Origin of the sequence: Bradyrhizobium sp. Ce-3, assembly GCF_022835695.1 — a bacterium.
Taxonomy (GTDB): Bacteria; Pseudomonadota; Alphaproteobacteria; order Rhizobiales; family Xanthobacteraceae; genus Bradyrhizobium.
Genome location: NZ_BQUV01000006.1, coordinates 12,907 through 39,848, shown reverse-complemented (window position 1 = coordinate 39,848; position 26,942 = coordinate 12,907). Strand labels below are relative to the sequence as shown.

25 protein-coding genes and 1 tRNA gene are annotated in these 26,942 nt (G+C 65.4%); 3 read left to right on the top strand and 23 right to left on the bottom strand.

Annotation, left to right across the window (positions count from 1 at the left end; all coding sequences use genetic code 11):
- Position 1: 1 nt before the first annotated feature.
- The 15 genes from BRSPCE3_RS20940 to BRSPCE3_RS20870 form a co-directional block, all read right to left on the bottom strand.
- On the bottom strand, positions 2-2,032 hold the full coding sequence (locus BRSPCE3_RS20940) for a DUF2341 domain-containing protein (RefSeq protein WP_244068649.1): 2,031 nt from the start codon (positions 2,030-2,032) through the stop codon (positions 2-4).
- 5 nt (positions 2,033-2,037) lie between these two features.
- Positions 2,038-3,699, bottom strand: coding sequence for a ShlB/FhaC/HecB family hemolysin secretion/activation protein (locus tag BRSPCE3_RS20935; RefSeq protein ID WP_244067990.1), 1,662 nt, complete (start codon positions 3,697-3,699; stop codon positions 2,038-2,040).
- A 264-nt stretch (positions 3,700-3,963) separates the two neighbouring features.
- Positions 3,964-4,944, bottom strand: a complete 981-nt coding sequence (locus BRSPCE3_RS20930; protein WP_244067989.1) for a FecR domain-containing protein — start codon at positions 4,942-4,944, stop codon at positions 3,964-3,966.
- Between the two features lie 453 nt (positions 4,945-5,397).
- Positions 5,398-5,940: an RNA polymerase sigma factor gene (locus BRSPCE3_RS20925; RefSeq protein ID WP_244067988.1), complete on the bottom strand. Its 543-nt coding sequence runs from the start codon at positions 5,938-5,940 to the stop codon at positions 5,398-5,400.
- Positions 5,941-6,140: 200 nt separating this feature from the next.
- The gene (locus BRSPCE3_RS20920) at positions 6,141-6,869 is read right to left on the bottom strand and encodes an energy transducer TonB (RefSeq protein WP_244067987.1); all 729 of its coding nucleotides are present in this window, start codon (positions 6,867-6,869) and stop codon (positions 6,141-6,143) included.
- Complete coding sequence (locus BRSPCE3_RS20915; protein ID WP_244067986.1) at positions 6,866-7,636, bottom strand: secretin and TonB N-terminal domain-containing protein; 771 nt, start codon at positions 7,634-7,636, stop codon at positions 6,866-6,868. The genes BRSPCE3_RS20920 and BRSPCE3_RS20915 overlap by 4 nt, the downstream gene beginning before the upstream one ends.
- A gap of 276 nt (positions 7,637-7,912) precedes the next feature.
- Positions 7,913-8,986, bottom strand: coding sequence for an acyltransferase (locus BRSPCE3_RS20910; protein WP_244067985.1), 1,074 nt, complete (start codon positions 8,984-8,986; stop codon positions 7,913-7,915).
- 8 nt (positions 8,987-8,994) lie between these two features.
- Entirely contained in the window at positions 8,995-10,248 is a 1,254-nt protein-coding gene (locus BRSPCE3_RS20905; protein WP_244067984.1) for a glycoside hydrolase family 5 protein, read from the bottom strand.
- Between the two features lie 20 nt (positions 10,249-10,268).
- A complete protein-coding gene (locus tag BRSPCE3_RS20900) occupies positions 10,269-11,159 on the bottom strand; it encodes a class I SAM-dependent methyltransferase (RefSeq protein WP_244067983.1) in 891 nt (296 codons plus the stop codon).
- Positions 11,156-12,376 (bottom strand): glycosyltransferase family 4 protein, encoded by a 1,221-nt coding sequence (locus BRSPCE3_RS20895; protein WP_244067982.1) that lies wholly within the window; start codon positions 12,374-12,376, stop codon positions 11,156-11,158. The genes BRSPCE3_RS20900 and BRSPCE3_RS20895 overlap by 4 nt, the downstream gene beginning before the upstream one ends.
- The gene (locus BRSPCE3_RS20890; protein ID WP_244067981.1) at positions 12,376-13,605 is read right to left on the bottom strand and encodes a glycosyltransferase family 4 protein; all 1,230 of its coding nucleotides are present in this window, start codon (positions 13,603-13,605) and stop codon (positions 12,376-12,378) included. The genes BRSPCE3_RS20895 and BRSPCE3_RS20890 overlap by 1 nt, the downstream gene beginning before the upstream one ends.
- The gene (locus tag BRSPCE3_RS20885) at positions 13,602-14,432 is read right to left on the bottom strand and encodes a polysaccharide deacetylase family protein (RefSeq protein ID WP_244067980.1); all 831 of its coding nucleotides are present in this window, start codon (positions 14,430-14,432) and stop codon (positions 13,602-13,604) included. The genes BRSPCE3_RS20890 and BRSPCE3_RS20885 overlap by 4 nt, the downstream gene beginning before the upstream one ends.
- Positions 14,425-15,753 carry an O-antigen ligase gene (locus tag BRSPCE3_RS20880; RefSeq protein ID WP_244067979.1) on the bottom strand — a complete coding sequence of 443 codons (1,329 nt, stop codon included), beginning with the start codon at positions 15,751-15,753 and terminating at the stop codon, positions 14,425-14,427. The genes BRSPCE3_RS20885 and BRSPCE3_RS20880 overlap by 8 nt, the downstream gene beginning before the upstream one ends.
- On the bottom strand, positions 15,750-17,189 hold the full coding sequence (locus BRSPCE3_RS20875) for a GumC family protein (protein ID WP_244067978.1): 1,440 nt from the start codon (positions 17,187-17,189) through the stop codon (positions 15,750-15,752). The genes BRSPCE3_RS20880 and BRSPCE3_RS20875 overlap by 4 nt, the downstream gene beginning before the upstream one ends.
- Positions 17,190-17,234: 45 nt before the next feature.
- The gene (locus BRSPCE3_RS20870; RefSeq protein ID WP_244067977.1) at positions 17,235-17,393 is read right to left on the bottom strand and encodes a hypothetical protein; all 159 of its coding nucleotides are present in this window, start codon (positions 17,391-17,393) and stop codon (positions 17,235-17,237) included.
- Positions 17,394-18,022: 629 nt separating this feature from the next.
- Between BRSPCE3_RS20870 and BRSPCE3_RS20865 the strand changes: the two genes are divergently transcribed.
- Positions 18,023-19,357: a lipopolysaccharide biosynthesis protein gene (locus BRSPCE3_RS20865; RefSeq protein WP_244067976.1), complete on the top strand. Its 1,335-nt coding sequence runs from the start codon at positions 18,023-18,025 to the stop codon at positions 19,355-19,357.
- On the opposite strand, the gene BRSPCE3_RS20860 is transcribed toward BRSPCE3_RS20865, so the two are convergent.
- The 8 genes from BRSPCE3_RS20860 to BRSPCE3_RS20825 form a co-directional block, all read right to left on the bottom strand.
- Positions 19,280-20,275, bottom strand: a complete 996-nt coding sequence (locus tag BRSPCE3_RS20860; RefSeq protein ID WP_244067975.1) for a glycosyltransferase family 2 protein — start codon at positions 20,273-20,275, stop codon at positions 19,280-19,282. The genes BRSPCE3_RS20865 and BRSPCE3_RS20860 overlap by 78 nt on opposite strands.
- A 13-nt stretch (positions 20,276-20,288) precedes the next feature.
- Entirely contained in the window at positions 20,289-21,422 is a 1,134-nt protein-coding gene (locus BRSPCE3_RS20855) for a GNAT family N-acetyltransferase (protein WP_244067974.1), read from the bottom strand.
- Positions 21,423-21,822: 400 nt separating this feature from the next.
- Positions 21,823-22,197, bottom strand: coding sequence for a hypothetical protein (locus BRSPCE3_RS20850; RefSeq protein WP_244067973.1), 375 nt, complete (start codon positions 22,195-22,197; stop codon positions 21,823-21,825).
- A gap of 176 nt (positions 22,198-22,373) precedes the next feature.
- Positions 22,374-22,661 carry a DUF5658 family protein gene (locus tag BRSPCE3_RS20845; protein ID WP_244067972.1) on the bottom strand — a complete coding sequence of 96 codons (288 nt, stop codon included), beginning with the start codon at positions 22,659-22,661 and terminating at the stop codon, positions 22,374-22,376.
- Positions 22,648-23,457 carry a sterol desaturase family protein gene (locus BRSPCE3_RS20840; protein ID WP_244067971.1) on the bottom strand — a complete coding sequence of 270 codons (810 nt, stop codon included), beginning with the start codon at positions 23,455-23,457 and terminating at the stop codon, positions 22,648-22,650. The genes BRSPCE3_RS20845 and BRSPCE3_RS20840 overlap by 14 nt, the downstream gene beginning before the upstream one ends.
- 370 nt (positions 23,458-23,827) lie before the next feature.
- The gene (locus BRSPCE3_RS20835) at positions 23,828-24,094 is read right to left on the bottom strand and encodes a hypothetical protein (RefSeq protein WP_244067970.1); all 267 of its coding nucleotides are present in this window, start codon (positions 24,092-24,094) and stop codon (positions 23,828-23,830) included.
- Between the two features lie 194 nt (positions 24,095-24,288).
- Positions 24,289-24,365 (bottom strand) — tRNA-Arg (locus tag BRSPCE3_RS20830).
- A 154-nt stretch (positions 24,366-24,519) separates the two neighbouring features.
- Positions 24,520-25,998, bottom strand: coding sequence for a sensor histidine kinase (locus BRSPCE3_RS20825; RefSeq protein WP_244067969.1), 1,479 nt, complete (start codon positions 25,996-25,998; stop codon positions 24,520-24,522).
- Positions 25,999-26,361: 363 nt separating this feature from the next.
- Between BRSPCE3_RS20825 and rpmH the strand changes: the two genes are divergently transcribed.
- Positions 26,362-26,496, top strand: a complete 135-nt coding sequence (gene rpmH / locus BRSPCE3_RS20820; protein ID WP_008542748.1) for a 50S ribosomal protein L34 — start codon at positions 26,362-26,364, stop codon at positions 26,494-26,496.
- Between the two features lie 32 nt (positions 26,497-26,528).
- Positions 26,529-26,939: a ribonuclease P protein component gene (gene rnpA, locus BRSPCE3_RS20815; RefSeq protein WP_244067968.1), complete on the top strand. Its 411-nt coding sequence runs from the start codon at positions 26,529-26,531 to the stop codon at positions 26,937-26,939.
- The last annotated feature ends 3 nt before the right edge of the window (positions 26,940-26,942 follow it).

Here is a 26,942-nt window from a genome sequence, read left to right as displayed (position 1 = left end):
GTTACTCCGCGGCGATGCGGTGTTCGACCGGGTCCGGCCGGTCGGCGGAGTAGAATTCCGCCATCTTGGTCACGAACTCGTCGACGAAGACCTGAATGTCGTTGGTCAGGTCCTTGATCCGCGAGATCAGGTAGTTGTAGCCGAACAGCGCCGGGATCGCGACGCCGAGACCGGCGACGGTCGCCACCAGCGCCGCGGCAATGCCGGGCGCGATCGCGTTGACGTTGACGTCGCCACTGGCCGCGATCGCCGCGAAGGTGATCATGACGCCGACCACGGTGCCGAGCAGGCCGAGGAACGGTCCGCCGGAGATCGCGATCGTCAGCACCACCATCAGGCGGTTGAGCCGCTGCATTTCCTTGACGACACCGCTGTCGAGCGCCGCGCGGATCGCCGCGATCGAGACCGCCGACAGCACCGGAGCGCGCTGCGAGTTGCTGAAGCGATGGCGGATCTCCGCAGCACCAATGTGGTAGATGCGGTAGAGCGACGACGAGCGCATCATCTTGGCGTCGGCCTCGGTGAGCCGTCCGCCGAGCGTCGAGATGTCGTCGGCATCGCCGCGGTCCAGCATGGTGAGATCGGCAGCGATCTCGCGGAAGCCCTTCATGAACTGGGCGTTCGCCTTGGCCTGCCTGCTGAGATACGAGGCCCTGTCGAACATCACGACCCAGCTGATCGCGGCCATGATCAGGAGGATGCCGATCACCACCCAGCCGTCGAGCGTCACCGACTTCAGGATCACTGCGAAGTAACCGGACAGCCAGCTTGCGGTCTCCTCGTCGACGCTGAACGCCATCAGCTTGGCCTGGTCGGGGCCCTGCCCGATCGCCATCACCTTGATCAGACCGGCGGGGCGCGCGACCTTGCTGATCTGCACTTCATCGATGTCGCCGACGAAGCCGGCCATGGCCGCAGCAGGCGCCGGGACCGGCGTTGCCGCCGCATCCGGCGTCGCCGCGGGCGCGGCTCCACCGTCCGCAGCCGACGCATCAGGGGGCGCTGATGGTGCTGCTGCGGACGGGGCCGTCGCAGGCGCGATCGGAGAAGCGCTGGAGGTCGACGAGTCCCCCCCGATCAGGCCAACAGTATTGAGAGCCGGCAGGCTCGCGCTGAGCGCGGCATAGGACACGCCGTCGAGATAGAGCGTGACCTGGCCGTTTGCGGCAACGACGGCGACATGGTGCCAGCTGCCGGCCGCGACCGGTGCTCCGGCAGTCGAACGCTGCACGGCGCCCGCGTTGCTGACCTCGACGAACGGGCTGCCATTGTCGACACCGATCACGAGCGCGTTGGCGCCGTCACGCCGGCTGAACAGAGCGGCGCTGGGCTGCAGCGCGGCCGGCTTGATCCAGGCGGACCAGGTCAGCGCCGCGCCATCCGGCCAGGCGAGTGACGGCGAGGCCGGCACGGTCACCGGCGCGCGGCCGTCGAGCCGCAGCCCGGTCCCGATCAGCGAACCGTCCGCCGGCTGGCCGACGCTCTGGGCGTTGTTGGCCCACACCGAGGAATCGATCGCCGGCGTGCCGCGCTCGTTGAAGTGATAGACCGTCAGCGTATCCGGATCGTAGGTGCCCTTGGGGTCGCTGGTCGCGAGCGCTTTCTTGTTGCCGTAATAGAGCCAGATGTCGGTCCGCGCACCGGGCGCCAGATTCGGTACCGCGACCCAGACCAGGCCTTCGCCGAGCAGGGAATCGAATTTTTCGATGTGATGCTTCAGCGGCGTCTTGTCGTCGCCGGCGACGAACCGCAGATCGCTGCCGTCATCCTTCGCCGCGCTGAAGCGGAAGTTTCCGACATGCAGCCGCACCAGCACCGGCGCCGCCCCGATCGGATCGGTGACGTTGGCGCCGGACGCACTGACGTCGACCGTGATCTTCTTGCGCAGCGACCATTCGTCGTTCCACCACGCATTGGCTGGCGCGAGCGACGCCACCAGGGCGACGAGCCCGAACAACAATGCCGTCGCGACGTTTGCAATGCCTCGACGCAGCGCCGGCCGGCGCGTGCGTTGCGAGAGAGAGACACCCATCCCCATCAGAATTCACCCCAGATTCGGAAGTTCACGCGCGGACTGTTTGCGTGCGTGTATGCTTGAGTAACCCCCGGCACCGAAAACGCGACCATGCCGTTGAAATAGTCGAAGGTCTTGAAGCGCGTGCCGACGCCGTAGCTCCACGCGACGAATGACGGTTGCTGATCGGGCAGCGGCTGCTGAATCGCCGCATAGCCGGCATCGAAGAATGTGAAGAAGCGCCAATCATTGAAGGTGACGAAGCGCGGTTTGCCGTCGCCGGTTTCGCTCTTGAGTTCGCCCTGCAGCATGCCGCCGACATTGGGCGTGCGCAGCTCGAAATTGGCGACGGCGCCGTTGTCGCCGAGCACCTCGGATTCGAGATAGCCGCGCACGGTGTCGAGACCGCCGAGGCTGAACTGCTCGCTCGAGACCAGCGGACCGTCGGCAATCTGGCCCTGCACCTTGCCGTAGAGCTGGAAGCCTTCCGGCAGCTCCTGGGTATGCGAGACGTCGAGATTGAGGTGAGTGAAGCTCGGCGAAGCCTTGAACCGCTTGGCGTCGAAATCGTCCCAGGGGCTGCTCAGCGTCCGGACGTTGTAGGTGACGCCGGCATTGAACTGCGTCGTGAACTTCTCCTGCTGGAACGTCGCCCCATAGGTCGCGACGACAGGGTAGTAAGTGACCGGCGACGAGAAGCCGTCGGTGCCGAGCTTCACGGTCTGGTCGAAGTGCTTGTAGTCCATGCCGACCGACAGCGTGTGGAACAGGCCTTCGCGCGTCGGCAGCGTGATCACGGCGCGCTCGCCGATGATCAGGCCCGGACCGACCACGTTGGTGCCGCCGATGGTCGCGACATTGCTGTTCGACTTGACGCTGTAGAACAGCAGGCTGAGCCAATCGGCGTTCGGTATCCGCGCCATATAGGAGCCGGAGAACACCTCGGCGTCGCTCGGGCGCTCCGGCGCGACCTGGTAGGTGAAGCTCAGGGAATGGCCGAGCTGCCACAGATTGTCATAGTGCACAGTGGCGGAGACGCGGCTCGCCGTCGTCGACGGCGATTGCCGGTTGTTCGCCTCGAGGCTGGCGTGGATCGGCGCCTTGTCCTCGACATTGAGATCGACGTCGACGGTGCCGGGCGCCACGCCGGCGCGCAGCGCCGGAGTCACACGACGGTCCGGCCATTGGTTGAGCGACACGATGTCCTTGGTGACATCGCTGAAGTTGGGAACGCTGCCCTCCTTCAGCGAAGGCGCGCTGTCCTTGATCCGGTCGAGATCGAAATAGCGCGAGTTCTTGACCCGCAGCCGCCCGACCTTCAGCTCGGTCACCTTGAGCGTGACCACGCCGCCCGTGACGTTCTGCTGCGGAACCGCGACGCTGACGGTCTGAAGGCCCTTGTCGTGATACGCCTTCTCCAGCGCGGCGCGCGCCTTCTCGACATCCTCCGAGGTCTTGTTCGGACCGAGGAAGGGATAGATCGCCTCCTCGACCTCGACCTGGGGTAACTTGTCGGCGCCCTGCACGGCGAAATCGTCGATGTCGAAGCGCTGCAGCGGCGCCGTCGGCTTCGGCGCCGGCGCGCTTGCCTGAGCCGGCTGCTTGCCCGCCGCCGGTGCCGCGGCCGCAGCGGCGGAATCCTTCGCGGCGCGCGCCGGCACGATGGCGACCACCGAGCCAACCACGGAAAGCGCCGCAGCCGACACACGCAACCCGATCCGGCGTCGCGGACGATACCCGAAAACCCAATGATCTCTTCGACTACGCACAGACGTCCCACTTACTTCGCGCAGACGCGCGCCATCGCGACGGGAAGGCCGCGATGACGACGCCTTACTCAGAAGACGTCTGGGCGAGTGCAAACCCGCAAAAGAATCTGCGGCATCGCAAAAGAAATTTTTGGTTTGTTAGGAAATCGCGCAGCGTGCGCCGATTCGCTCGGTTGGAGTTCAGCTCATCAGCACCACACCGCCCGGCAGCGATGTGATCCGCGCGCCGAACAGTTGCTCGACCTGGGCGACGAAATTGTCGAGCTTGTCGACCTGGAATGTGCCGTTGACGAGCCGGCGCTTCAGTTCCGCATTGGTAATGATGATCTTTCCGGCGCGGTACCGGTTCACTTCGTCGACAACGCTTGCCAGCGGCCGGTCGCGGAAGATCAATAGTCCGGTCTGCCAGGCCGCGACCTGCTTGGCGTCGACCGGGAGCGTTGCCTGCAGTCCGGCACGCGAGTAGGTGACCTGCTCTGCCTTGCGAAGCTGCACGGAGCGGCCGTCCTGCTCGACCGTGACGATGCCATCGAGACAGGTCACGGAGACGACCCCGTCGATGCAGCGCGCGTTGAAGTCGGCCTGCAGTGCACTGATGCGTCCGTCGCGCGCCAGCATTACGAGCGGAGTCGGCGACGATCTTCGGGCGGCCACGGAGGCCTCGCCCGAGATCAGTTCGACCCGGGTTTCATTCGGCGCGGGCCGTAGCGCGAGGCTGGTCTGGGTGTTCAATTCAACCGAGATGTCGGGCGCCAGCATCACCTTGCGCTGTTCACCCTTGCCGGTCCGGTAGTCCGCCGAGAGTTCCTCGATCGACGGCCACATCTCGAGCGGCGGATGGATCATCACATAGCCGGCCGCCGCAGCAATCGCACCGCCGAGCACGATGCGGCGTGTCAAGGGGCGTGACGGCCGCGACGACAGCCTCGCAATGGAGGCGGCGGCCTTCTCGTCGGCAAGCTCCTTGGCCGCGGCGCTCGCGGTACGAAGCAGCCGGGCAGCCTTCCTGAACGCCTCCTCGTGGCCGGGGCTTTGCGCGCGCCAGTCCCGCAACGCGTCGACATCGGCGCGCGTCGGCTCGCCGGCCTTCAGCCGAACAACCCAGTCAAGCGCCTCATCCAGCAACGGATCGGGCCCGGATGTGCGGGTCGGCTCGGTCACAACGGATCGCTCATCACCCTGCTCGCCAAACCTTCACCTCCCGATCGCATCGAGCACACAGTGAAGGTCGCTATATAGACGATTCCGACGGCAGCGGGGCATCGCATTCGGCCGTTGCGCACAGCGCAGGCAGAAACATCCGGCAATCGCGGCGCGCACCGGAAGCCGGCATGTCGATGGCATGCCGGCTCAATTGCGTCCGAACCTGTTCTCACGCGCCGCAACACGTCCAGCGAACCTTTCCCAGGCACCCCAACGGTCCTTATGAGATCGCTCTCTATTCGATAGACGACTGAAAGCCCTCTATCCCGCAGCACAGAGGTTGAAATTCCTGCAGCCGGTTACCCCAGATTTACGGTCAAGCGCCTGCAGCCGTTGGCAATAATCCTCCGCAACGAATTTCGGCGGCCCGTGCCGCATGACGGCGGGCGTTGCGGCTACAGCGAAATTCGATCACGAACGGGGGCGAGGACCGCCGAGGCGACGGATCAAAGTATAGTCGAGGCAATCGGCACAATGGCTCAAGGCCAGCTTCAAATCGCTTTCCACCGTTCTCACGCTGACACCGAGCCGGGTCGCGACATCCTGCGGCGACCGTCCCTCGATCGTAATACTATAAAGTACATCGCGCGGCCGTTCCGGCAATTCGGCGAGCGCCCGCTTGAAGGCGTCGATATCGGAGCGCGCTTCGACGATTCTCGCCGGGCTCGGTCCGTCATCACTCACGTCGAGCAGTGCATCGATTTCGGCGGCGCTGACCCGAAGATTCTGCGCCTTCTGACGATCCCTCGCGATGTTGATCGCGATGCGGAAGATATAGTCGGCGGGGCTGCGGATCGGCACGGCATCGGTGACCCGCTCGAGCCGCAGGAACGTCTCGTGCAGGGCTTCGTAAGCGAAGTCCGATGATCCCAGACGGCGGGTCAATTTCTTGACGAGGCCATCATAATTGTCAGCAAGCTGCCCCCGCAGCCGCACTCGATTGATTTCAGCCACGTTTCGCGGCCTCCCAGACACCAGCCCGATATCCAGATTGAATTGTTCTTGAAGCTGCCCATCTCGTAACGGGCGCGCACAACACATTTATGACGGTAACAAGTCGACACCGAACGACACGGAGGTTGATGCGTTGCGGTCACATCCAAAAGTTGAACGGCCAGCATTCGCCGAAGAAGCAAGATGGCAACGCGCTCGGATCAAGCCGGATCGAACACCAGGGTGATCTGAATGTTGAGCCGGTCGGGCAAGGCCGACGGGATCGTCGGCAGCGGCTGCGCGCGGCGGATCGCATCGACGGCAGCCTTGTCGAGCACGGCCTCTCCGGAGCTGGTCTTGACCCAGACCTCGAGCAGGGTGCCGTCGCGCTGCATCGAGAACAGCGTCTCGACCGCCCCGTGCAGCCGCCCGAGTCGCGCGGCGTTCGGATAGCGCTGGTAGCGCGCCACATGACGAAGCAGCGTCTGCTGAAACTTCACGGCGACACTGTTGGGCGGCGCATCGGCAGGCGATGGCGTCGGACGCAGGCTCGGCACGGCGGGCTCCGCCGGCATCGGCTCGCGCGCCGGGGCCGCGATCAGATTGTCGATCGGCGGATCGGAGCTCTCCGGCGACACCTCGGTGCGGCTGGCGAGGGTCGCGGTTTGCGGCTGCGACACCGGCGCAACCGGAATCGGTGCGGGCGTCGGGCTCGGCAGCAGGCGGACCTGCACGATCGAGCTCTGCTCCCGGCTCGCCGGCCCGGCCGGCGGCTGCAGCCGGATCCAATAGATGCCACCGACGAACAGCAGCGTCGCGATCGCCGGCACCAGCAGCAGGCGCAGCACCTCACCCGAGGTCCAGGCGTTCGGATCATCGGGATGGAACAGCAGGGTCATCGGGCTCACGCCGCGCACACCGTCAGCTCCGCTGGTGTCGTTGGCGCTCATTGGAACGATTTCACCCGGATCGCGATCCGCACCGGCTGCGACGCATTCGCAGGCGTCATCCGGCTCACGGTCAGTCCTTGCAGCGCCGCGGTCACGGCGGCGTCGCGATGCTGATCGCCCGTCGAGCGCAACAGCTGGGTTCGCTGAATCGTGCGTGACGGGTCGATCCACAGATCGACGACGAGCTGATAGCTGCCGCCGCGCGGCCCGATATTCTTCTGCAGCGCTTTCTGGATGTCGAGCTGCAGGCTTTCGCTGTAGTCGCGCAGCACGCCGGTGTCGTTGCCGTCACCGCTTGCACGCACCTGCAGCGTGCCCAGCGACAGATCCGCGGTCGCGAGCGGGCTCGCCGGCGGGCGGTCGGCACGCACGCTGCGCGACGCGAGGGTGATGGCGTCCGGACGGATATACTGGACCTTGAGGTCGGTTCCCGTCAGCAGCAGATTCAACGCATCCTCGGGCGTGAGGCTCCCCGCGACCGACGTCGACTTCCGGCCGGTCGCCGAGTTGCTCTCATAGAGCACCTGAACGCCGGTTCGCTCGCCATAGGCCTGCAGCGCGCTGGCAAGCTGCTGGGCGGGGATGTTGAATTCGATCGGCGCGGCTACGGCCGTGGTCTCGCGCTGCTGCGCGGCGACGGCGCAGATGCTGCCGATCAGCAGCGCAGCGCAAATCCCGAACAGATGCCGCGGCCTTGCGGAGGCGCCCGGAGCGTCAATGCCGATCGCGGCGTCCGCGCGTGCGCCATTTGATCCGACTGCCGTCATGACCTTGCTTCGGCCCAAAGTGACCGTGGGTGGAAATTCGGCCAGCATATCTCTGCGGGATAGCCTTCCGGCCAGCGAACCTGCGTTCTTTATATCTGGAATGTGACGGCCGTCTAACCGGCCTATCAGTCGACCGACGTGCCGGGAATTTGTGCTGACGTTTCAGCGCGAAAAGTTCCCGATGACGACCGAAGCGGCGGCGCGCCCAAACGCCTTGCGTTTGTCGCGAGGGAAAACCGCTTCACGCTTTTCCGGATCATGCTCTGACGCCGTCCGTCACGGCCGGCTCGCCACACCGTGCCGGAGCACGATCGCACGCCCGAGCATGATCATCGGGCGTTCCACCAGCCTGTAGACCAGCCAGGACGCCAGCAGGGTGAGCCCCGTGCAGACCAGCATCGTGGCGACGTCACCGATCTGCCCGGTCAACGGCAGGAAGCGGTAGACCGTGACGTTGACCGGCCAGTGGAACAGATACATCGAATAGCTGATCAGTCCGATCCGCGACAGCAGCAGCGAACGCGGCCGGTCGAACTTGACGGCGGCAAAGAAGACCACAAAGGCGAGCGCGTAGGCGACAAGGACGGGCGTCAATCCCTCCATGATGAAATTGTCGCCGCGCGCCAGCGATAACGTGGCAACCGACGGCACCGCAAGAACCTGCGCAAGCACCAGCGCCAGCGCGGCCATGCGCGCGCCCGGCAGCCGCTCGACCAGCCACAGCCGCAACAGCAGGCCCAGGAACAGGAATGACAGGTGCATGCCGAGATACTGCACCGGCAGATTGGCAATGCCGTGCGTGCGCAATTGCACCGGCAGCGCCGTCGCGACCACCAGCGCCAGGCTCAGCATCGACAGCACGCCGACTCGTCGCAGCGTGCCGACCGAGAACAGCAGCGCGATGAGGATGTAGAACACCAGCTCGATGAACAGCGTCCAGTAGATCGGCGAAAGCCAGGGCTGGCCGAACAGTGCCGGCGCCATGGTCATGTTGGCAAGCACGGTCACCGCGCGCGGCGGCTCGCCGCCAAGCCATGCCATGGTCGCTAGCACCGCGAGCGCGAGCCACAGCGCGGGATAGAGCCGGAACGCGCGCGAAACGGCGAACTGGAACAGCGGCCGTTCGCCGCCGATGCTGAATGGCACCACGAAGCCGCTGATCAGGAAGAACAGCGCCACGCCAAACCGGCCGAGGCTGACGCTCTGAACGAGCAAATCGCCGGCCATGTTCATCGGTCCGGCGGCAGGCGGGGTCTGCCTGAGCAGATCGCCGAACATGTGCTCGACCATGACGCCAAGCGCCGCGATGGCCCGCAATCCGTCGATATTGGCGTAACGCTGCGGTGTCATGGCTGATCTCATGAGGCTGCGAGGCCGAGCGCATTGCGGGTCGCCGCATCGAAACCGGGGCCGGTCTCGTTCTCCGCGAGCGCGAAGCCGCCGGTCGCCAGATAAGTCCAGCACGACCAGGCGAAGCCGTAGCTTTCCGCGAGCTCGCGCATATCGCGCAGCCAGATCGCGCGCGCCGCTGCACCCTCAACGGTGTCTTCAAACGGCGTCCTGTGCACGCCGAATTCGCCGAGCAGGATCGCCTGGGCCGGCAGGTTATGCGCGATGCGCCAGGCCACCACCTGCTGAAACGTCCGTTCGAGCGTCGCTCGGTTGAAGCCGGAGCTGACATAGCTCGCGAGCGTCCGCTTGGCCTGACGGGCCTGGTCGAGCTGGGCGCCGCTGAGGCCCAGCGCCGTCACGCGTTGCTCGGTTGCCCGCTTCATCGCATCGACCGATGCGGGTGCCGGATAGACGATCGCGTCCAGCGCATAGGCCGGGCTGCCGAGCAGGCCCTGATGGGTGAACTGCCACGGCGAATAGTCGTGATAGGTGAAGATCAGGCGCGCATCGCCGGCAAACGGGGCCATGCCGATCTGCGGCAACGCGCCCGGCGCGTTCATCGATCCGCCGCCCAGCACGAGCGGCAGCGTCGCCGAACCGCTGCGCGCGGCGGCGTAGGCGGCCTCGAGCATCGGCTGCCATGCCGCCGCCGTTATCTCCGGCTCGTTCATCAGTTCGAGCGCGATCCGCGGCGGCGCCGTATTGCCCTGCTCTGCGATGAGCTGGCCGAGCCGGCCGGCCAGACGCGTCAGCAGTGCGAGCACGGCCCGGAATTTCGGCGTGTTGACGCCCGCCGTCAGCTCCGCGGGCTGATAGGCCGGGTTCATCGCGCTTGGATGCAGATCCACGATCACGCCGAGATCGGCGGCGAGCAGATCGCGGACCGTATTGACGACGAGATCGTCGAGCCGGTCGCGGCTCGATCCGGCGAATACCAGGAAAGGGCCGACATCGACGACCAGACGGACAAAGTCGAATCCGGCGCCGCGGATCGCGTTGCGCTGATCCGCGCCGAACTGAAAGCGCGGCGCGGAAAACGGCGGATCGACATAGACGCCATCCGCCTGCACATCGGCCCATCCGAATGCATGCGCGACGCCGATCCCGCGACGGAAGTTGGGAACTGGGCTGGCGGGATCGGCCACGGCCGGCAGCGTTGCAAACGGAGCCAGCATCGCGACGCCGGCGATGCTGCGGAGAATGGAACGACGGCTGGTCACGGCGCCCCTCCCGATCGCATTCAAGCGCCGACCCTGCCCGGATAGCGCGCGGTGAGCGCACCATCGAGCACGATCATGTCGTCCTGGCCCGCAAAGGGTGCCGCGAGACCGGCGAGCGAGAGATCGCGAAGCGCGGGATCGATGGTGCGCGACGGCACGAACCGGGCGTCGCTCCATCGCTGCGCCTCAAACGCCGCGATGTAGTCGGCGGGGCGCAGCCGGTTCGGCTGCCCGGGAAAGCGGAACAGCCGGTAGATCGATTCGGGATAACGATAGATGTTGTTGGGGTCGTGCTCGCGGATCCAGCGCGAATGCGTCTGCAGGTCGATGATGTGGACCGCCGCGCAGCCGGGCCTCGCCACCTGCGTCAGGCTGGCGACGGTATCGGGAACGCTGTCGTAATGCTCGAACGCCGCGCAGCTTACGATCAGGTCGAAGCTCCGTCCCGCGGCGAGGCGCGGAATGTCGAAGTCGCGGCCGACCGCATAGCCGAACTCGCGGGCGCCGGACGTCGACGCGAGAGCGCGCGCGCGTTGTCGATCCGTTGCGGCTCCCTCGGCGAAGCGATCGAGCAGCAGCTCGTAGAACACGGGATCCTCGTCGCCGGCGAGATTGAACACGTCGATGGCGTGATAGGACCGCGCACCCAACGCGAGGAACAGCACGCCGTTGCCGCGCGATGCGCCGGGACTGAGCTCCAGCACGTCACGCCCGCGCAGATCGAAATCGGGCGGCATGAAGCGGCGGAGCGAGCCGAAGACGTCGAGCAGATAGGCGATCTGGCCCTCGACGTCGAATTTCGACACGGTGTTCGGCGTGGCATAGCCGCGCAGCTTGTCCTTGCTCCAGGCAAGGCCGAGGAAGCCGAGGCCGAGCACCGTCATTTCGAGCTTGCGCAGAGCCGGCGTCACTGTCGGCCTCCGAATCCGAGATGGTTCTTGAGATCGGCGCCGCCGCGCCGCGCATGACCCGGCTGCCGGGCGGCCAGCGCACTCTCGTAGACCTCGATGGTATGGTCGACGATCGGGTCCCAACCAAAGCAATCGAGGGCGTGCGCGGCGCGCGCGGCTCGTTCCGGCGCGCCGTCGGGCGCAACGAGCTTCAGCCGGATGGCCTCGGTCAGCGCGTCGATCCTGCCGAGTGGAAAGTAGCTCTCCGGCCCGAGATCGAGCGCGAGGTTGGCGTCGATGTCGCTTGCCAGGCAAGGCACCCCGTGGCTCAGCGCCTCGAGCAGCACCATCGGCATGCCTTCATGGCTCGACGGAAGCACGAACAGCGCTGCGTTCCGGTAGAGCTGGGCGAGGCTCTCGCCGGACTGGAAGCCCGTCATCACGACGCCGGGCGTCGCCGCCGCCGCCTGCTCGACCGCACGCAGATAACGGCCATTGTGATCGGCGGTGCCGACGATGATCAGTTTCCTGTCCGCATCGCCGAGCCGCGCAAAGGCGTCGATCAGATCGAGCTGCCGCTTCTCCTCGACGATCCTGCCGACGCACAGGATGTAGCGGTGCGGGGTCACCTCGATATAATCGAGATAGGAGGTCCCGAGCTTCGGAACGCTGCTCTCCACGCCGTTCGGAATGAAGGTCGCCGTGGCGCCGAGCCTGGCGCGGACGGAATCGACAATGCCCTTGGCCACGCCGATGCGGGCATGCGAGAACTTCATTCCCATCCATTCGCCGGTGCGCAGCACCGACTTCGCCATCCATCCCCATTTCTGGCGTTCGTAGTCGAAGCCGTGATGCGTCACCACGACGCGAAGGCCGAGCAGACGGGCAAGCGGCGTGAGCAGCGCCGGCCCGATGGCATGGATATGAACCAGGTCCGGATTGCGCCGGGCCGCCGCAAACAGCCCCAGCGTGGTGTGCAGCAGCGCTTCGACGTTCTTGGAGCGCGGCGTCCAGACCGGCGTCACGGTGACGTTCTTCCAGACATAGGGCTCCGGCGACGGCAGATATGGCTTGCGTCCGAGTACCTCGACCTGCCAGCCGCGCTGCGCGACCCGCACCGCGAGCGCGGCGACGTGGGTTTCGACCCCGCCCTGGATCTCGGGGATGCCGCGCAGGCCGAGGAAGATCACCTTCCTCGGCGGGCGCTCCGCTCCGGCGGCTGGTATCAATGTGTACATCAGTGCACCACTGTCTCGTAGAGCTGCATCGTGCGGTCGCGGTACTTGTCGGGAGAGAATTCCCGCAGCACCCAGTCGCGGCCCGCGGCGCCAAGCCTGTTTCGCGAGGCGCGGGGAAGCTTCGCCATGCCGGCCAGGGCCTCGGCCAGCATGCCGACATTGCCCGGCTCCACCAGCACGCCGGTCTTGTTGTGAACGATCAGCTCGGGAATGCCACCGATCCGCGTCCCGATCACCGGACGTCCGAGCGCGTAGGCCTCGAGGACGCTGATCGGCGCGTTCTCATACCATTCGGAGGCGAGCACCAGCGCGCGTGATTCTCCGATCAGCTGCTTCAGCTCCGGCTTGCCCATGTAGCCCGCGAACACGACGTCGGCATCGAGTTCGAAGGCGAGCTGGCGCAAGGCGGCCTCTTCGGGCCCGCTGCCGACCAGGATCAGCCGCTGACGCGCGAGTGCCGCGGCCCGCACCAGCGTGGCGAGCCCCTTCTCCGGCGCGAGCCGCCCCGCATAGACAAAGTAGTTGCCCTCGTGGCACCAGGGCGTGAACTGCTCGGCGTCAATGAAGTTCGGGATGTAGGCGATCCGGCTCGCGTCCCAGCCCCACTCCACCAGCTTGTCGCGGTAGAAGCGGCTCGGCGCGATCAGGCAGTCGAGCGTGTCGCGGTAGAGGCCGAAGCTGCGATGAACCAGGGTCTCGAGGAGCACGAGCCCGCTCACCACGGCCGAGTCCTTGACGCAGCGGCGCAGCAGGACGTTGTGGATCCGCCCACCGCGGCAGCGTTCGCAGACTTCGCCCCGGCTCAGCATCTTGTAGGCGGGACAGATCAGCTTCAGATCATGCGCGGTCATCACGACCGGCACGCCTTCGGCCTTGAGGACGTCGAAGATCGAGGGCGAGATGTGATGGTACACGTTGTGGGCATGTGCCACCGACGGCTGCACACGGCCGATCAAGGCGCGGATCTTGCGGCGCGCCTCCAGCGAGAAGATAATCTTCGCGGCCTGCCTGGCCTTCGTGATCGGTCCAAGGGTCCGGCCATATTCGATCTCGGAAACGAAATAGTCGGACCACTGGCTCGGCAGATTGTCGGGATGCTCCATCGCGAAGGGCACGACATCCCAGCCGGCTGCGGCGAACAGATCGATCTGGTCGAGGAACACGCTCTCGGCGCCGCCGCGCCGATAGAAGTAGTTGTTGATGGCGAGAAGCCGCCGCGCGCCCGTCATCGACCACCCTCCCGGAATCCCATGCTGTCGAGCGCAGCATCGACGCTCAGCACGCAGCAGCCGCGCTCGACCGCATGCGCGACCAGCCGCTCGAAGGCCTCGGGCGTGCAGCCATAGGGCGTCGGCGCCGGCGCGATGTCGTGCGTGAAGAAGATCAGCCAGCCCGGCTTTGCCACTAGCGCGTCGATCCAGCGCGTCAGCCCCGCCACATGCGTCTCTGGCTGGCGGATCTCGACGGCCTCGAGAAAGGTCGGGTCGGTTGGCCCGCGGTTGATCGCCTCGCCGCCTGCGCGGCAGGTCCGGTACGAACGAGTCAGGATCCGCCGCTTGCCGAAGCTGCCGCTGTTGTAGGGATAGGCGAAATTGCGCCGGCCCGGGCGCGGGTCGACCGCGTCGAGATAGCGGGCGTTGTCCGCGAGGTCAGCGACGAAGCGGGCGCGATCGACGTGTCTGACATCCTGATGGCCAAAGGTGTGGCAGCCGATCTCGTGACCGCGCGCGGCGAGTTCCCTGCAGCCGGCCGCATCGATCAGGGTACGATCCGGCTCGACACGTCCCTCGAGGCCACCCGAGATGTAGAAGGTGCCGCGCGCGCCGTGAGCTTCGAGGATCGCAGCACCGGCATGAAGCGCGGAGTCGGGAACGTCGTCGAAGGTAAAGGACACGATCGGTTGCAGGCTCGGGACCTCGATGACCCGCCATCGCGTGGCCCGGATCAAGCGGTTGGTCAGACTGCCGGCGAGCCGGTCGATCGCCGCCGGCAGGCGGCATGCGGCTTCCGGCGCGGGTGGCGAGACGGCAAGGCTATGCATGTCGAGGCTATGCATGGACCGTCTCCCCGACATGCATCGCGGTCGCCGGCTCGCGAATTTCATGTGCGCTCGCCTGCAGGCGGAGCCCGAAGATCGAGACGATCACCATGAACCAGGCGAGACTGCCGGACTGGAAGTACAGGCTCTCGACGCAGGCCGTGAACACGCCGTAGAGCCAGATCCGGGTGAACAGGCGGGTCAGCGCGGGATCGTTGTCGCGCGACTCGGCGCGCGACACGTCGCGCAGCGGCAGCCAGACCAGCAAGGCCAGCGTCAGAATGAGCCCGGGGATACCTGTGGTGATCGCGGCATCGAGATAGGCGTTGTGGGCGTTGAAGGCGCCGACCGCCCAACTGGTGCCGCCGCCAGCCTTGTAGACCATCTCATCGGTTTGCCAGAACAGCTGGAAGCCGTAGCCGGTCAGCGGCCTGTCGGCGACGGCGGCAGCACCGACGCGCCAGATGTCGATGCGGTTGGTGAAGGTCGGGTCGACCCCGAGACTGGCGACCAGTTCCCGCATCGCAGGCGAGATCGAGCAGCCGATCGTGACGAGGTTGAAGGCCGCGATCCCCAGAAACACCATCGGGATCCGGATCGGCCGCCATCGCTCGAAGATCCAGGCGATCACGAGAATGCCCGGCAACGCCGCGGTGGCGGATTTGCCGCCGGTCTGAGTGAGGAACACGGCCGCCAGCAACGTGATTGCTCCGCCGACGATGCGACGGCCGGTGCTGTACAGATAGAGACCGGTGAAACTGATGATCACCATCGCCGCGGCCGCGACGTTCTTGTGCGCGAAATGCCCGCGCCACAGCCCGGCGTTCATCGGCTCGCGCACCTCGCTCGCCTGATGAATCGCCAGCTGCGGCCACAGCGCGACGCCGAGATAGGCGAAGGCCAGCGTCCCGACGCAGCACATCGACATCATGCCGGCAAACTGACGCTCCGAGCGCGGCAGCAGCAGGAAGATGCCGGCATTGACAATCGTCAGCGTCGCCAGCACGACGCGCTTCAGTGCGAGGTCAGGGTGCGCCGAAATGGCGGAGACGAACGCAAACCATAGCAGCGTCACGATCAGGACGCTGCGCGGCCGCACGGCGAGATGACGCGCCGGTGAGCTGATCGCGGTCAGCCACAGGCTCGCGGTCAAGCCAAGGAAGACGATCTGATTGATGGTGCTCGACTTGTCGGCGGCGGGATCGGCCGCATCGACCGCCGACAGGTCGATGAATGGCGTCAGCGTGACGAGATAGAACAGCAGCGTCGCCACGAACAGCGGCGGTCCCAGCAAGCCGATCGCGCCGCCGCCCTCGCGCATATCGCCTGATTGCATCATGTCGCCCTGCTCCTGGCGAAACGAAGCGCGTCGAGATAGCCGAAGCCGGCGAGTGCGGCGGCACAAAGCAGCAGGCCCAGCGCTGCTCCCGCCGCAGCCGCGATGATCGGACGGGGCGGCCAGGTCGGCCGGAACGGCGCGACGGCGGGCGAGATCACGCGCACGTCGGTGGCGTCGATCTGCTGGCGCTCGGCGGCCTCGCCGGAGCGGGTCAGGAACGTCTGATACAGCGCGGTCTTGGCGCTGGCTTCGCGCTCGAGCTCGCGCAGCTTGACCTGGGCCTGGTCGTCGACCGACACATTGCCCCGCAGGGTGCGCGTTTCCTCGTTCAGCGTATCGAGCGCGACCTTGGCCTGGTCGACCTCGAAGCGGGCGGCACTGCGCAGCCGCTCGGTCTCGGACTTGATCGCCTTGGTGAGGGCTTCGGATTCGGCCATCGCGTTCAGCATGGCGGGGTGGCGTGGCCCGAGCGTCTGGGTGAGGGTCGCGATCTGCCTGCGCAGCGCCGCCTCGTCCGCGAGCAATCCCGACAAGGTTTGCGACTGCACCGCGCCGGCCTGCACGCCGTAGAGCGCCACCGCGCGCGAGACCTCGTTGTAGCGCGCCTCCGCTTCGGCCAGCCGCGCCTTCGCATCGGTGAGTTTTCCGCTCATCCGCTCCATCGCTTCGGAGCTCAGCGGCTGTCCGGACGGCCCCTGCTGCAGGCCATGGGCGCGACGGAACGCCTCGGTACGGTCTTCCGCCTCGGCCGCGGCGGCCTTGAGCTCACCGAGCCTGGCTGTCAGCCCTTGCGCAGCGCGTCCGGCCCGCTCGGCGTCGGCGCGAACGACCTGTTCGCGGAAAGTCTGGGCGATGGAATTCGCGAGCCGCGCCGACATCGCCGGTTCGCTCGCCCAGACCGACATCGTGACGACATAGGAACGCTCCTGTCGCGTCACCTTGATGCGCTTGGCCAGTGCGACCATCAGATCGTTGCGTTCGGCGGCGTCAGACGCACGGCGGTCGAACAGCCAGCTGAGATCGAGCAGGCGCAGCCTGTCGGCGAATTCCGGATCGTTCCGGAGGCCGAGCTTGTCGATGACACGGTGCAGGACATTGCCGGACGTGATCGTGCGCATCTTGCTCTCGACATCGAGAATCTGGCTGTCGCTCTGGACGTTCGCCGCGTAGAGATCGTTCGGGGTGACCAGCAGGTTGGACGGCGAGATCGTGAGATCGGTGATCGCGGTGAAGCGGGGCGTGACGAGCTGCGTCGCGCCGACGGCCGCGATCGCACCGGCGAGCGCCGCGACCAGGAGCCATCGCCAGCCTTGCAGCAGCCAGCCCGCGACCTGCATCGCGCTGATCACGACGGCAGGCGCGGAAACCGTTCCGCTCACCGTGCGAAAGGCGGCATCGCTGCGCGGCGGCCTGCTGTTATCGGTTGCTGTGTACATGTCAGTTGACTTCACTGGAGGGCATGCCGGCTGGGTGGGCGCGGCTTACTTGTCGCCGGACGAGCCTTCGCCCTCGGGAGCGACGCTGCTGCTCAGCGCGGAGCCGGATCCATCGATCGTGTCGCCATGCAACACGTGCCCGTTGATGATTCTCTTGACGTTCAGAGCAGCGATCGGGGCCAAATCGTCCATGACGATCTCCATGTCCTGTCCCAAGCAGTCGTTTCGCTCGGCTTGGCCCACTATCCCCCTCCCGAAAGCGCAGACAACCTTGAGTGGTTTTTACAGTTAGGTGTTAGCGTTAACCTTACCATCAATCTATCGGATATCAGCATGCAAGATGATGGACGCATAAAAGCTGATGCCTTGCGACGAACTGATGGGGAATCCATCATCAACCTTTAATTGAACCGACGAACGAGCAGCTTTGTGAGCGGCTTGCGGGAGAATTGCGCCCGCAACCCTCATGGCGCGCTCGCAGTTTCGCGGCCAAGCGGCTTCGATGGCGGATCACGTCATCTGCCTGGATTGCTGCACGCGTGAGCGGTGTCTCGATCGAGATCATGAAGTGCCGTCGAACATCAAGCATCGGTGCGCGCGAGAGATGGCGGCATTCACGATAGCGGATGAATCAATGGCACACCGATGAGCGCGACCGATCGCATCGCCGCGCCGCCCCGCGTTAACGTCAATTTCGAACAGCGCGCTGCGCGCGATACGCGGCGCATGCGAGCCTGATAAAGTGCACCAATGGGGATCGACCGCCAGCCAAGGGCCGTGGATCATTGCTACACATCAGTGCCGTTAGCCGCACAGTCTCGAGCGCAACGCCGATGATCGTCAGCTATCTGCTGTCGAGCGGATCGCTGGCGGCGGCGAGCCTTGCCCAGCTTGTGACGTTTGCGATCCTGGCGCGCGCGCTCGGGCCGGCCGAATTCGGACTGTTCGTGCAGATCACGGCAGCGACCGCGATCGCGGCGCAGATCTGCGGCCTCGGCGCCTCCGACTGCCTGCTGCGCAGGGTCGCACGCGAACCGGCGAGTTATCCCGATCTGCTCGGTCACAACCTTCTCCTGATCGGGCTCACCGGCGCGCTGCTCGTGCTCGGCGGTGTCGCTGCGATGGCGTCGTGGACGCGCATCGGCTCCGGTCCGTCGATTGCCCTCTCGACCATCGCCCTGCTGTTCCTTGCCAATGTCGTGTTGGTCCGCCTGATCCTTCTCGTCGAAACCGTATTCCTCGGCCTTGGCCAGGTTCGCGCGGCGAACCGCTCGGTGGTGGGCTTCGCGATCGCCCGCACTGCCACGGCCGCGCTCGCCTGCATCGCGTTCCACGCAGCGAGCCTGGCGGAATGGGCGGTGTGGCAGTTCTGCGGCCACCTGCTCTACGCATTGCTGGGACTGATATGGCTGCGGCCGCTTGGCCGGCCGCATTTCAAGATCCTGCGCGAGGAATTGCGCTCCGGCGTCCTGTTCAGCTCGCAGTTCGTCGTTCGGGCGATTCGATCCAACGTCGACCTGTTCGTGATCGGCCTGTTCATGCCGATCGAGACGGTCGGCAGCTATGGCGTGGCCCGGCGCATCATGGACAGCAGCTATCTTTCGATCGACGCCTTCAACCGGCTGATCTATCCGCGCTTCGCGCGCGCCAGCCGCGACGGCCTGCATCTGGCATTGCCGGCGGCGAAGCATGCGCTGGTCGCAGCGCTCGGCCTCGGCGTTGCGACATTCCTCATCCTGTTCATGCTGGCGCCGGAGCTGCCACGGCTGTTCGGCCACGAGTACCACGATCTCGCATTCTTCGTGCGCTGCCTGTCCGGCACGGTCGTCCTGATCGGCGCCTGGGCGGTCGCGATGGACCTGTTGGGGGCATCAGGACGACAGGGCGCGCGCGCCTTGATCCTGAACAGCACCAACCTCGCCGGCAGCGGCCTGATCGCCGCGGCGACGTGGCTCGCCGCTCCGATCGGGACGTTCGTCGCGCTCTATGTGATCGAAGGCTCGCTGGTCGTCTCCGCGTGGCTGGTCGTGCTGCGGCTCGTACGCCGCAGCCGCCGGGACGCGGACGAATCCGGCAGCGCCGCTTCGTTGTCAGGGAGTGTCCTGGACGACGCGGCTGTCGATCCAGGCCGCCGGAGCCTTGCGGCCGTGGAAGAAGCCGAGCGGTAACGCCGCGGCGTGGAACAACCACGCGACCACGGCATAGAGACCGAGCGTCAGGCTGCGCTGACGCCAGCTCATCAACCCGATGATGGCGGCAATCATCGCCGCATCGATCGCGAGCCCCAAGCCGGCCGGCATCAGGAACGGCAGCACGACCATCCCGGCCAGCCACAGATAGACTGCGCCCCACAGCTTCAGTTCAGGCAGCTCCTCAACCAGCTGCTTCCACTGCGGCTTGCCGAACGCCGCCCGCAGCAGCTCACCGATGCCGCGCAGGTAGCCCGACTTCCAGCGCCGGACGAGCAGCGCGTAGGCGTTGATCGCATGCCCGAAATGCCGGACGAAGCTGCGGTCGAGCCGATGCAGCGTCCAGCCGCGCGAGCGCAGCCGCACGCCGAGATCGAACTCCTCGTAACCATGCAGGTTGCGGTCCGACAGATAGCCGACCTGCTCGATCGCGGCCCGCCGATAGAGCCCGCCGCCGTTCATGCGGTCGATGTCGCCGATCCGGTTCTCCGGCGAGACCCTGCGGCCGCGCCGCACATATTCAAGGCTGGTGTCGTTCATCTCCACGACATGCCCGGTCACGCCCGCGGCACCGGGATTGGCCGCAAGATAAGCCAGCGCGTCGGGCAGGAAGCCGGGATCGAGCAGCATGTCGCCGTCCATCAGGCAGATGAACGGCTCGCGGCTGTACTGGAAGCCGAGCTGCGGACCGATGCCGCAACTCGGCGCGATCGCGGGTTCGAGCTGCACGACACGGACGGGATATCTGGCCGCAATCGCCAGCGTCCGGTCGCGCGAGCCGCCATCGGCCACGATGACCTCGCCGCCGATCCCCTCGAGCGCGGCCAGCACGCTCTCGACCGCCGGGCCGATCCGCGCCTCCTCGTTGAGTGCCTTGAGGATGACCGATACCGACATCTCAGCACCCGCCTCAGTGGAAATCGGACATCAGCCGGCTCCAGTCTTCGCTGGCGAGGCCACCAACGAAGATGTCACCACGCGCGACGGCGTCGTTTGCGTCAGGCAGCCGTGTCAGCACCACTGCGAAGGCCTTGTGCCGGAACACGAGCCAGCGTTGCAGCGACAGTCCCGCCATCAAAGCGGGGTGCGCGCGACCGCGGGCTTCGACGTGGCCGGAGCTCTCGAGATAATGGAACATCGCATTCAGCACGACGATCTCCTGGCCGCGCTGCGACAGCACATTGAGAACTTGCGCTGTCCGACCTGGTGCCGCGTAGTAGACGAAACAACCAATCAACGCGCCTGCGCGATCTTCGACCGAGCGAATCGTCAGCGTGCCGCGCGTCGTGTTCTGCGCCGCGAGCGACACCAGCCAGCCGAGCTCCTCTTCCGACCACTCAGGTCGAACAGCATAGTGGGCGATGAAGCCCGGCGCCTGCTCGAGGAAAGCCTCGACGGACATGTCGGTGACCTTGGCCGCGCCGGGCTCCACGGCGTTCTTTTCGCCGAAGCGGCGCAGCAGCAGCGTGTCGATGGGTCGCGCGAGCGTCGTAAGGCCAAGGCTCCTGCCGCGAAAAAAACGATCTTCAAGACGGCCGGCCAGCGCACCCAAGGGACGAAAGCTGCGCGTCCATTCCAGATTGTGGACGGGGATCGGCTTTGCACCGATTGCCCGCCAGTGATTGAACGTGGTTGGCGAAGCCGTGTCGCTGAATTGAATGTCGGGGCGCCTCGGCCGCAAGGTCAGAACGAGCTGCGCCGCACCGGCGGCCTCCTTGTCCGTCATCAGTGTACAGACCAACCGGCCAGGCACGGCGGTGCCGCAAGCGATGAAACCCATCGGCACCGCGAGCATCGCGCTCGGGATGCGCCCGTCCGGCTGCTCGTAGACCTGCGCGCCCGTGGTTTCGCTGTAGGATGGAGCCTCGAGGAGGATCACCTTCAGATAGCTCTGAAGGTCCAAATCCGCCGCACGATCCGAGCCTCTGTAAATCTTCATGAAAAGTCGGGCGACCGCGGGTACATCCGCAGCGGTCATCGGCCGGACCGCACCCTTGCGCGGAGGCGGCGCATCGACCGGCGCTTGCTGCTCGGATGCCTGCATCTAGCCCACCGAGATTGGTGGACGCGATCGCGCGTCACGCGGGTGGCTGGCCTGCAAAGCAATATGCGACGTTGGGTTCAACATGCTTCGCCACTTAATCTCTGTCCAATCGCAGCGGCGTCGTCGGACGCCAGTATGAATAATCAACAAAAGCCGATGACCTTGTCGCCGCATGGCTCACCGCGTGGTGCGCCTGGCCCAGCCATCACTGTCATCATTCAAGTCAATCGAGCGTCTTAACCTCGATCGCGCCACCAGGCGCTCGTCCTGCGGCAACCCTCCAACTTCATGCGGGAGCCGTCAAGAAATTCAACTTGTGGAGGTTAATGCGCGAGCGGACGTCGTTCCGTGACATCCGCATGACCGCGCGATCGGGCCGCGTCAGCGATCCAGTCACATGCTACTTGGGAGCGATGGTTCCGGTCACCTTCAGTCGTGCCGACCGCACCCAACCCGACACGTCGTTGCCCGTTCCCGGACTGAGGTACATCACCGAAGACCAGCCATCATTGGTCTGCGCATAGGCGATCAGCGCGTCATTCGGAATGACGAACACGCCGCGCATCGGACAGTGCAGGTTCGGCGCCGAGTAGAATTGCAACCGTCCGGTGCCCGTCACCACATTGGCGAGCGGCGGCAACAGCATCGGGACGCGGCTGGTGCCGGTCTGCGGCTCCTTGCAGCTCGACGGCGTCTGCGCATGCACGGTCGCACCCAGAGCGCCCAGGATCACCGCGCTACCGACGATGCAGGCGAGCACGAACCTGTCCGACATCACTCATTCTCCTGGATCGCCGGAACGCGATCATCGGTCATTCCAGGATGTTTGTCGTCGGACGATGCGGGCAGGTTCTGCGGGATACGACGAAAGTCTGCGCATCCGCCAAGGGGAATGAAAGTCCGCGCAGGGCAAACACTTCGCCGGTTGCGACAACCGGCGAAGCCGCCGGCTCAGCTATTGCCCGCGATGATGACGAGATTGTTCAGGACAGGAGTCGAGCAGAAGGCGACGACGAGCGCGATGTTGTAGACGTTGTTGCTGCGCCAGAGCAGCCACGTGATGAGGAATGTCAGGCCGAGCTTCGGGACCAGCCACCATACGCCGAACCACGTCTGCGCGAGATGCATGAACGGGTTCAGCTCGCCCAAGCCGAGGCTCAGGATCACGTTGGTCGACTCCAGGTCGGCGTACCCCAGCAACAAGACGAGGAGCACCAAAAGACCTTTAACCCAATTCATTCCGAGACTCCCGATGCCAGTAATGCCGAAGATGCCGGATTGGCCAGATCACGCTGTTGATGATGTCCACGCGCTCGGCAGGCACGAGGCCCGTTGCAGGATATTCGTCCGGCTTCGGTATCCAGGCCGTGCCGAACAGAATGTCCAAGAACGGAAAGAAGGCAGCGAAGTTCTTGTCGCGATGCTCGGGAAGGACCGAATGATGGATCCGGTGCCATTGCGGGTTGTTGACCCACGTCACATACCGACCGAGCGGAATGCGGACATTGAGATGGGCACACGCATCGGGGATGAAGAAAATAAATCCCACCACGATCACCATGTCTGGCGGGACGCGGAACAAGATCGCCATGACCGGAAGAAAGGCGTCGGACAGCACCCGCTCCAGCCAGAAGTGTCGACCGCCGGTAATGAACGTAATGCCGTTCGCGCTGTGATGGAACGAGTGCATCGCCCAGAGAAACGGGATCGCATGTTGAAGGCGATGGTATGCGTACTTGTAGAGATCGGCTGCCACCACGATAATTGCGAGAGAGACGTACCACCAGTAACCGTCGGTCGGTAACTTGATCCAACCGACACCCGCGTAGCTCGCAATTGCGCCCGCGCTGATCGCCGCGAGCGGAGCAAGCATGTACGATAACCCGAGGCTCACGATCACCGCGAGCCAATCATCACGAAACTCGCCGTGAGGAACGTCCGCAATCGGCCACCGTTTTTCCAGGATGCGACTGACGTAGACGACACCCAGAAATACCGACGCATAAAGGACGATGTTTGCAAACTGACTCGGCATCGGGAAAAACTCGCCGGTTCAATAGGGCGGACAATAAGAATAAAAACATTGCCCACGCCTATACGCCTAAAAACCTTATTTTTTCTCAACGGTCGGGCACGCGCAAGCAGGGTTTCTACGGGCGTTCCCTCGCCCTTCGGCCCGATTCCGACGGGCCGTTCTGGTTCGTGCGGCTGCCGCGTGCTCGATGCGGAAATGTCGGACGAGTCTGCGGCTTCTGCGCGGCTGCCACGGCAAACAGTCGGCCCCGAGATAACAGGGCCGATCGCGCTACCAGCGCGCCTAATTCTGCTTGCGCACGCCGGGACTTGTGCGGACGAGAGAGCCCGCAACGTCGTCGCGGGCTCTGTCGCAGGGTCGGCAATGCCGGTCAGTGCAGCGAACGGTCAGCCCGGACGGACGCCCGTGCGGTCGTGATCTTGTTTCGCGGTGTCAGGACGTGGAGCTGATGCGGCGTGGCCGCCGATGTGGCAACCGGCGCCTGCTCGCGGACGTTGGCCGCGCCAAGCACGCCAGCCTGCACCGGCGAGATCGGCAGCCCCGCGGCCTCGAACGTCGGAAGCTCGGCAGCGGATGCGACCGTTGCACTCGCGATCGCGAGGGTGGCGGCAATGATGGAGAGGGAAATCTTGGTCACTGGAAGGCTCCTCGGTAGGACTCGAGGAGCAGACGTAAGCTCGTCTTGCTGCATTGCAATAAAGTAATTGCGGCATCGCACAAATATTTGACGGCCGCGGCACCCGACATCCGGAAATCACCGCGCGGTCAATGCCTTCGCCGGACGGCGGACCCGGCCCTCGCCGCGAAAAATCCAATGGAAACAAGCTTAAATGGCGCGCCCGGAACGATTCGAACGTCCGACCCTCAGATTCGTAGTCTGATGCTCTATCCAGCTGAGCTACGGGCGCATTTTCGCGGTAGGGCATAAGCCCGCGTGGCTCCGGCAGACCGGAACGTCGCGAAAGAGCGCTCTAGCTACAGGCTCCGGCTTCAGTTGGCAAGGTCTGGAAACGCCCAATTTCGGCTGCGGCTCGAGCCGTCCCGGAACTGCCCGGACGGCGCTTAAGCCCGCGCCCGCTCGCTGCGGACCGACAGCAGTTCGACCGGGCGATCCGGGATCGAGATCCGGAAGGTGGCGCCGATGGTACCCTCGACCAGGTGGATATGGCCGCCATGGGCGCGGATCAGCTCGGCGGCGATGGCGAGGCCCAGCCCGCTGCCGCCGGGGCGGCCGGAGGTCTGGAACGCCTCGAACAGGTGCTCGCGCGCCTTGGCCGGCACGCCGGGGCCGGTGTCGGAGACCTCGATGATCGCGACCGTCCCCTCGCGGCGGCCGGTGATCCGGATCTGCTGGGCGCCGCCATCGCTGTCCGGCCGGCTTTCGAGCGCCTGCGTCGCGTTGCGCACCAGATTGAGCAGCACGCGGAACAGCTGGTCCGGGTCGGCATCGATGGTGAGGCCGCGCTCGATCGCGCTGATCCAGGTGATCGAGACCTCGGTCGCCAGCCCGGCCGATTCGCGCACCTCGGCCACGGCCGGCTCGACCATGATCACGCGGCGGTCGGGAGCGGCCTCCTGTGCGCGGCCATAGGACAGTGTCGACTGGCAGAAAGCGATGGCGCGCTCCAGCGAGCGCAGCAGTTTCGGCGCGAAGCGCTGCACCCGCGGGTCCGGCACGCTGGCAAGCTGGTCCGACAGCAATTGCGAGGACGCCAGCAGATTGCGCAGATCGTGGTTGATCTTGGAGACGGCGAGCCCGAGCGCGGCGAGCCGGCTCTTCTGATGCAGCATCGAGACCAGGTCGCGCTGCATGTCCGACAGTTCGCGCTCGGCGACGCCGATCTCGTCGCCGCGCTGGCTCGGCACGATGATTCGCGCCGAACTCTCCGGATTCTCGTGGAAGCCGACCAGGCTCGCGGTCAGCCGCCGCATCGGCCGGACAAACAGATAATGCAGCGCCAGATAGACCAGGCCGGCGGTGAGGCCGGCAATCAACAATGCGACGACCAGCACGTTGCGCGAGAAGCGGTACATCGCCTGCCGCAGCGGCTTCTCGTCGATCACGACCTCGATGAATTGCGCCTGGCCCGGCGCCGGGCCGACCACGCGGATGGTCTGGTCGCCGTGCTCCAGCATGATCTCGAAGGCGTCGACAATCGCCGACCACACCGTCATGGCCCGCATGTCGACGTCATGGTCGATCGCGGCCGGCAGGTCGGCGCTGGCGAGCAGGCGGCGCTGCTGTCCGAGCTTGATGGCAACCGCACGGGCGCCGATGCTGGTCAGGATCTGCCGCGCCAGCGAATCCGGCACCAGGCCGGAGGGGGCGGCGTCGAGCACCAGCGCCGCGGTATTGGCGGCGGCCAGGCGGTCATTGAGCCGGTTCATCCGGAAGTTCGCGATCGCAGGCACGTAGATCAGGAGCCCGGCGATCATCACCAGGGGGATCGTCAGCAGCAACAGCTTGCCCGACAGCCCGAGCCGGAGGGACGGCTTGGGCCGCTGCGTCTGCGCGGTCGCCTGATCGTCAGTTAGAGCCACAAGATAAGGCCTTGTTTGGCTTAGGGGTCGGAAGATGCGGCCCGGCCCCCAAGCCGGTCAAATTACGGATCGCTAATGTCGGCGGTTCCCCGAACGCCGCCAAGCGCTCCCTTGCCGTCAAAAACCCCGCGAAAACAGTTATATTCGCCCCAATTGCGACGTTTCAAAGAAGCCTTTTTGCGACGCCCTGTGACATTGACGAAAACAGGGCGCTCCCTTATAAGCCGCGCCAACTGTCCGCGATGGCCCGGTTCTTGACCGGGGGCGGCTCTTTGGGGCCGTAACGGCTCGTTTGGGCCCGCCAGCATCACCGGACTCCATCTCAATACAACGGCAAATTGCCCGGTCAGCGGAGAATTACCCGTGAAGCGGACTTATCAACCCAGCAAATTGGTGCGCAAGCGCCGTCACGGCTTCCGCGCCCGTCTCGCCACGGCCGGCGGCCGCAAGGTCCTCGCTGCGCGTCGTGCGCGTGGCCGCAAGCGCCTGAGCGCCTGAGCCCGGACGTCTCCTCTCCGGAGATACCCATTATGGATCGGCTGAGGCAGCGGGCGGATTTCCTCGCCGTTGCCAATGGCGCACGGGCGAATACCGCGGCTTTTGTGCTGCAGGGCCGCCGTCGCGACGATCAGGGGCCGACCCGCGTCGGCTATACCGTCACCAAGAAGAACGGCACCGCGACCGAGCGCAACCGCATTCGCCGCCGGCTTCGCGAAGTGATGAGACGGGTCGATGCCGTATTCATGCGGCCGCACCATGATTATGTGCTAGTCGGCCGTCGTGACGCGCTGACCCGCGACTTTGCGACCATGATTGACGATCTGCGGTCGGCGCTGCGTCGCCTCGACCGGCCTGCGCCCAGGACGGTTACCCACAAGACGGGTAACGACAAGGCGGGTAACAAAAGCGCGCCCAATCCGAATGGAATGACGAGACCCTGAGAG